This is a genomic window from Mailhella massiliensis, from assembly GCF_020741395.1.
Taxonomy (GTDB): Bacteria; Desulfobacterota; Desulfovibrionia; order Desulfovibrionales; family Desulfovibrionaceae; genus Mailhella; species Mailhella massiliensis_A.
The window spans coordinates 1-6,933 of sequence record NZ_DYZA01000036.1 but is presented as its reverse complement, the minus strand read 5'-3'; the positions used below and the strand labels follow the sequence as shown (position 1 = coordinate 6,933).

Sequence of the window (6,933 nt, the reverse complement as noted above, 5' to 3'; positions counted from 1 at the left end):
GCCGCCGGCCTGGGCCTGATCCGGGCGGCCGCCGCCGGAACCGCCGATAGCAGCCGCCACGTCCTTGATGAGGGCGGGCGCGGTGAAGCGGTCGTGCAGGTTCTTGGTAACGTAGAGTATCATCTGCACCTTGCCGTTGTCTTCCGCCACAAGGCAGGCCACACCGGAAGGCATCTTGGAGCGCACGTCGTCCATCATTTCGCGCAGGGCCTTCACATTCATGGAACCGGCCTTTGCGGCCAGCACCTTCACGCCGGCCACGTCCTCTGCGGCGGACATGACATTACCCCGGCTCGCGGCCTGGGCCTTGTCGAGCTCCTTGTGCAGCGCCTTGATTTCCTTCTGCATGGCTTCCACGCGGGAAGCAAAGTCGGAGGAACGAACCTTGAGCAGGGAGCCTATGGCATTGAGTTCGGCACGGCGTTCGGCCATGACCTGGTAGGCGTTCCAGCCCGTGGCGGCCTCAATGCGGCGCACGCCCGCAGCCACACCGCCTTCGGACAGTATGACGAAGGAACCGGCCTGGCCGGTGCGGGAAAGGTGGGTGCCGCCGCAAAGTTCCATGGAACAGGGATCCGCTCCGTCAGCGCCCATGCTGACCACGCGCACCTTGTCGCCGTATTTTTCATTGAAAAGAGCCATGGCCCCGCACTTCACGGCCTCGTCGTGCTCCATCTCGCGGGTAGTCACGGGGTAGTCGGCCATGATCATGGCGTTCACCTCGCGTTCCACGGCGGCGATTTCTTCATCCGTCATGGCCGCAATGTGGGTGAAATCGAAGCGCAGATGGTCCGGCCCCACGGAAGAACCGGCCTGATGCACATGGCTGCCCAGCACCTTGCGCAGGGCGGCCTGAAGAAGATGGGTGCAGGAATGGTTGCGGGCCGCAGCCATGCGCTCGCCTTCCGTCACTTCCAGGGAAACTTCCTGCTCGGCGCGGATCACCCCTTCCGTCACCTCGATCTGCTCCACGGTGAGGGTAGGCATGGGCTTTATGGTATCGGTGACGCGGGCCTTGCCCTCTTCAGTGGTCAGAATACCGGTGTCGCCGCTCTGGCCGCCGGAAGCGCCGTAGAAAGGAGTCTGAAGCGTGACGAGGTAGCCCTTCGCCCCGGCTTCCAGGCTTTCCACGGGCAGGGCGTCTTCATCCATAAGCGCCACGATACGGCTTTCGGCCTTGAGGGAGCCGTAGCCCACGAATTCCGACTGCATGCCTTCTTCAAGAAGGCCGCGGAAACGGGCCGCAAGGTCCTTTTCGCCGGAGCCCTTCCACGCCGCACGGGCGCGGGCGCGCTGCTCCTGCATCTTTTCGGCAAACCCCTCTTCATCCACAGTGAACCCGCGCTTGTAGGCCACGTCGGACACGATATCCAGCGGGAAGCCGTAGGTGTCGTTCAGGCGGAAGGCCACTTCGCCGGGAATGACGGTCTTTCCTTCAGCGGCAAGGGCTTCCAGCTCGCTGTCGAGCAGGGCAAGGCCCTTGTCCAGCGTGACGCGGAAACGGTTCTCCTCCTCGAACACCACGCGGGAGAGAAATTCCGCATGTTCGCGCAGCTCGGGGTAATCGTCGCCCATGACGTCCACCACCTTGCCCACGGTCTTGTACAGGAAGGCCTCGTGCATGCCCATGAGCGTACCGAAACGCAGGGCACGGCGGATAAGGCGGCGCAGCACATAGCCGCGGCCTTCGTTGGAAGGCAGGATGCCGTCGGCGATCATGAAGGCGGCGGCGCGGCTGTGGTCGGCTATGACGCGCAGCGCGGTGTCCACATCGTTGGTGTCGGGGGCGGAGAAGCTGTACGTCACGCCCGCAAGGGAGGCCGCGTACTGGATGATATCCTGGAAAAGGTCGCAGTCGAAGTTGGAGCGCTTGCCCTGGCACACGGCCGCGATGCGCTCAAGGCCCATGCCGGTATCGATGTTGGGATGCTCCAGCGGCACGCGCACGCCGGGTTCCTTCTGGTCGTACTGGGTGAACACAAGGTTCCAGATTTCCAGGAAGCGGTCGCAGTCGCATTTGCCTATGCCGCAGTCGGGCCCGCAGGCCATATCCTCGCCCTGGTCAATGTAGATTTCCGAGCAGGGACCGCAGGGGCCGGTATCGCCCATGGTCCAGAAGTTGTCCTTCTCACCCATGCGCGTGATGTGGTCGGCGGGCATGCCCGCTATCTCCTGCCACAGGTTGTAGGCCTCGTCGTCGTTCTCATACACGGTGACGTAGAGCTTGTCCTTGGGCAGGTGCAGCTCCTCGGTGACGAACTTCCAGGCAAAGGAAATGGCCTCGCGCTTGAAATAGTAGGCGAAGGAAAAATTGCCCAGCATTTCAAAGAAGGTATGGTGGCGGGCGGTGCGGCCCACGTTCTCGAGGTCGTTGTGCTTGCCCGACACGCGCAGGCACTTCTGCGAGGTGGCGGCGCAGCGGTAGGAGCGGCGCTCCTGGCCGAGATAAAGCTTTTTAAACTGCACCATGCCCGCGTTGGTGAAAAGGAGCGTGGGGTCGTCCTTGGGCACAAGAGAAGAGGACGCCACCACGGCGTGCCCGTTCTTTTCAAAGAACTCCAAAAACTTGCGGCGTATTTCCTTGGCAGTGAGCATATATTCTCCGATGGGCAAAAAGCCCTTGACATGAGCATGGGGGAAGAAGCCTCTCCCCCCTTCGTTTCCTCTGTTCCCCGGAGCGGGAAAACTCTCGCCCTCCCGGGGAAAGCAGAGCCGCCCGGAGGCGGCCCTGCGGCAAAACCTGAAATTCCTAGTAGCCTTCGTCGTAGCTGTCTTCATCGCCGGGAACTTCGGGCGCGGGAGCGGCAACGGGCGCCTGCTCCGTGCCGAAGCCGAGATGTTCCTTGACCTTGGCCTCGATTTCATCGCGCAGGGCGATGTTCTCATTCAGAAGGTCGCGCACCCTCTCCCGGCCCTGGCCGAGCTTTTCGTCGCCGTAGGCGAACCACGCCCCGCTCTTGTCCACAATGCCCGCTTCCACGGCCATGTCGAGGATTTCGCCCGCGCGGGAAATACCCGTGCCCCAGATGATATCGAACTTGGCTTCGCGGAAGGGCGGGGCCATTTTGTTCTTCACCACCTTCACGCGGGTGAGGGAGCCGTAGGCCTCTTCCCTGTCCTTCAGTGTCTGCACGCGGCGAATGTCCATGCGCACGGAGCTGTAGAACTTGAGGGCGTTGCCGCCGGTGGTAGTTTCGGGGCTGCCGTAGCCCATCTGGCCTATCTTCATGCGTATCTGGTTGATGAAGACCACGCAGGTGCGGGACTTATGGATGGTGCCGGTGAGCTTTCTCATGGCGTGGGACATGAGGCGCGCCTGACTGCCCACCTGGGTTTCGCCCATGGCTCCGTCGAGTTCCGCCTGAGGGATAAGTGCGGCCACGGAGTCTATGACCACGATATCCACCGCGCCGGAACGCACCAGCATGTCGGCAATGTCGAGGGCCTGTTCGCCGTGATCGGGCTGGGAAATAAGCAGTTCATCGGTCTTCACGCCGAGCCTTGCCGCATACGTCACATCCAGAGCATGCTCGGCGTCGATGAAGGCGGCGACGCCCCCCTGCTTCTGACATTCCGCGATGATGTGGAGCGTGAGCGTCGTCTTGCCCGAGGATTCCGGACCGTAGATCTCCGTTACGCGGCCGCGCGGCACGCCGCCGATACCGAGAGCGAGATCGAGGCCGATGGAACCGGTGGGAATGACGGGCACATGGACGTGCGCCCCGTCGGAAAGCTTCATGACAGCGCCCTGGCCGTACTTGCGTTCAATGGTGCTGAGGGCGGTCTTGAGCGCTTCGCGGCGGGCGTCTTCCGCGGAAACAAGAGGCTTTTTCGCCATGGATGAACTCCTCCGAGAACAGATTCCCTGCCATGCCGGGCCGTTCTCTTCCGGCAGGAAGGTGCGTTGCGCGGCGCTTTCCCGGGGAAAACGCCGCAAGTCGCCAAACATTAGCAAAAGGCCGCCCGGGGGGCAAGAGAAACACTTGCCAGCGCGGCCCTTAGCATCTATCTAAAGAGCCATGAAAAATTATGACGGCATAGCACTCTTTTCCGGGGGACTGGACAGCATCCTCGCCGCCCGGCTGTTGATGGAACAGGGCAGAAGCATCAAGTGTCTGCACTTTTTCTCGCCTTTTTTCGGCCACCCCGGCCGGGTAGAGCACTGGCAGGAAATCTACGGCCTGGATATCACGGCCGTGGACGCGGGCGAGGCCTTTGCAGACATGCTCCGGCGCGGCCCGGAATACGGCTTCGGCAGCGCCATGAATCCCTGCGTGGACTGCAAAATACTCATGATGCGCATGGCCAGGGAACGCATGGAGGAATACGGGGCGAAATTCCTCGTTTCCGGCGAAGTGCTGGGCCAGAGGCCCATGTCGCAGCGGCGCGATACCCTGAACGTCATAAGGCGCGACGCCGACGTGCGGGGCATACTTCTGCGGCCCCTCTGTGCAAAGCTCCTCGACCCCACGCAGGTTGAAGAGGAAGGCCTCGTGGACCGCTCCCGCCTGCTCGGCATGAACGGCCGGGGCCGCAAGGAGCAGCTCGCCCTTGCCGAACATTTCGGCATCACCGAGATACCCACGCCCGGCGGGGGCTGCAAGCTCACGGAAAAAGAAAACACCCGCCGCTTCTGGCCCGTACTCTCCCGCCTCGCCGCGCCGGATGTAAACGATTTCCGCCTTGCCGACGTGGGCCGCCAGTTCTGGTATGAGGACTACTGGCTCACCATAGGCCGCCACAAGTTCGACAACGAGATCTATGCCTCTCTCATAAGGGGGAACGACCTGCACTTCAAGCTCGCCGGCTTCCCCGGCCCCATAGCCCTAGGCCGAAGCTCCCGCCCCTGGGACAACGACGCCGTACAGAAGGCGGCCTCCCTCGTGGCCTCCTACTCGCCCAAGGCCTGCAAGGCCCATGAAGAAGGGCAGCGCGTCTTCGTCCGTGTGACGCAGAGCGGCCAAAGCTCCCTTGTGGAAATTTCTCCCTCCCGGGAAAGCGCCTTCAGGGAACCCGCCTGGGAAGACGCGCGCGACGCCCTTCACGCCCTGCGCAAGCCCGGCAGGGAGCACAACGAATAACTGTCGAAAGACAGGCGGGCGCGACGCACGCGCCAGGAGAACACCATGCCCAGCGAACACCCCACCCCGGCAGAATACCTGCGAAAAATACTCCTTTCCCCCGTGTACGACGTGGCCCGCGTCACGCCCCTGGAATACATGGAAAAGCTTTCCGAGCGCGTGGGCTGCCGCGTCAGCCTCAAGCGCGAGGACCTTCAGCCCGTGCACTCCTTCAAGCTGCGCGGGGCCTACAACAAGATCGCGCGCCTCCCTGAAGAGGCGAAAAAGCGCGGCGTCATCGCCGCCTCGGCAGGCAATCACGCCCAGGGCTGCGCCCTTTCCGGCTCAAGGCTCGGCGTGAAGGCTACCATCGTCATGCCCAAGACCACCCCCGATATCAAGGTGGATGCGGTGCGCCGCTTCGGCGGCAACGTGGTGCTCTACGGCGACAGCTTCGACGAGGCCTATGCAGAATCCATGCGCCTCGCCGAAGAGGAAGGCCTCACCCTCATCCCGCCTTACGATGATTCCGACGTCATCGCCGGGCAGGGAACCATAGCCCGGGAACTCCTGGAACAGGACAGCCGCCTGACCCATGTTTTCGTGCAGGTGGGCGGAGGGGGACTTGCCGCAGGCATCGCCGTGTACATCAAGCAGATCCTGCCCCATGTGAAAGTCATAGGTGTGGAAGCCAAGGGCTCCGCCTGCCTCAAGGCCGCCTGGGAGGAAGGCAGGCCCGTGACGCTGGAGCGCGTCTCCCTCTTTGCCGACGGCGTGGCCGTGAAGCGCATCGGCGACGAGACCTACCGCGTGCTGCGCGAGAACCTTGATGAGATCATCACCTGCTCCAACGACGAAATCTGCGCCGCGCTCAAGGATATCTTCGACGACACCCGCGCCATAGCCGAGCCTTCCGGCGCCCTTTCCCTCGCCGGCCTCAAGAAGTACGTCGCCACGCACAATCTCTCCGGCGCGCGCACGGCCGCAATCCTCTCCGGCGCGAACATGAACTTCCACACCCTGCGCTTCGTTTCCGAACGCTGCGAAGTGGGCGAACAGCGTGAAGGCATCATTTCCGTGACTATCCCCGAAAAGAAAGGAGCCTTCCTCGATCTGTGCCGCAAGCTCGGCAACCGCATGGTGACGGAATTCAACTACCGCTTCTCCGACCCCGCGCAGGCCGAGATCTTCACCTCCCTGCGCCTCACCGGAGGCATGGACGAGCTTGAGCGCATCATCGAAGGCCTCAGGGAGGCGGGCTACAGCGTCACCAACATGACGCGCAACACCTTCGCCAAGAGTCATGTGCGCTACATGATAGGCGGCAAGGCCCCGAGCATGGTGAAGAATGAGCACATCCTGAGCTTCCAGTTCCCGGAACGCACCGGCGCGCTTCTGCACTTCCTGGAGACCCTGGGCACGAACTTCAACGTCACCATGTTCCACTACCGCAACCACGGCGCGGAATACGGCCGCGTGGCCTGCGGCTTTGAGGTTGCCCCGGAACAGTGCGCCGAGTTCTACGCCAACCTGGACAAACTCGGCTTCGCCTGGTGGGATGAGACCGCCAACGAAGCCTGCAAAAAGTTCCTTGCCCCCATGGAATAAGGCCTTCCCGCCGGAAAAACGCTTCCCGAACATGAGGCCCCGGAGCCCAGCGCTCCGGGGCCTTTTTTGCCCCCGCCTGCGGAGCTGCCGGGAAAAAACACGCTTTTCGAGCCGGAGGTTTTGACAATGAGCGCCGTATCGGTGTACCTATGAATTTATCATAAGACCTGAACGCTCTATCTTGACAAAAAAGGATCGTTCAGGCGGCAGCGGGGACGTATTCCCGCAAAACGGGACAAGGAAACACCGCGTTTTTCCAAGGAAC

At 62.4% G+C, this 6,933-nt stretch carries 4 protein-coding genes; 2 read left to right on the top strand and 2 right to left on the bottom strand.

What is annotated here, in order from left to right; all coding sequences use genetic code 11:
* Both alaS and recA read right to left on the bottom strand, forming a co-directional pair.
* A partial coding sequence (gene alaS / locus K8W16_RS01990) for an alanine--tRNA ligase (RefSeq protein WP_304120696.1) occupies positions 1-2,595 on the bottom strand: 2,595 nt, incomplete at its 3' end.
* A gap of 154 nt (positions 2,596-2,749) precedes the next feature.
* Entirely contained in the window at positions 2,750-3,838 is a 1,089-nt protein-coding gene (recA, locus tag K8W16_RS01985) for a recombinase RecA (RefSeq protein ID WP_304120694.1), read from the bottom strand.
* A gap of 181 nt (positions 3,839-4,019) precedes the next feature.
* Between recA and K8W16_RS01980 the strand changes: the two genes are divergently transcribed.
* Together K8W16_RS01980 and ilvA are read left to right on the top strand one after the other, a co-directional pair.
* A complete protein-coding gene (locus tag K8W16_RS01980) occupies positions 4,020-5,081 on the top strand; it encodes a tRNA(5-methylaminomethyl-2-thiouridylate) methyltransferase (protein ID WP_304120693.1) in 1,062 nt (353 codons plus the stop codon).
* A 45-nt stretch (positions 5,082-5,126) separates the two neighbouring features.
* A complete protein-coding gene (ilvA, locus tag K8W16_RS01975; protein ID WP_304120691.1) occupies positions 5,127-6,668 on the top strand; it encodes a threonine ammonia-lyase, biosynthetic in 1,542 nt (513 codons plus the stop codon).
* Positions 6,669-6,933 lie beyond the last annotated feature (265 nt).

Excerpts from the sequence above, each read along its gene's own strand:
- recA (WP_304120694.1), bottom strand. The coding sequence starts at position 3,838 with ATGGCGAAAAAGCCTCTTGTTTCCGCGGAAGACGCCCGCCGCGAAGCG.
- K8W16_RS01980 (WP_304120693.1), top strand. The coding sequence starts at position 4,020 with ATGAAAAATTATGACGGCATAGCACTCTTTTCCGGGGGACTGGACAGC.
- ilvA (WP_304120691.1), top strand. The coding sequence starts at position 5,127 with ATGCCCAGCGAACACCCCACCCCGGCAGAATACCTGCGAAAAATACTC.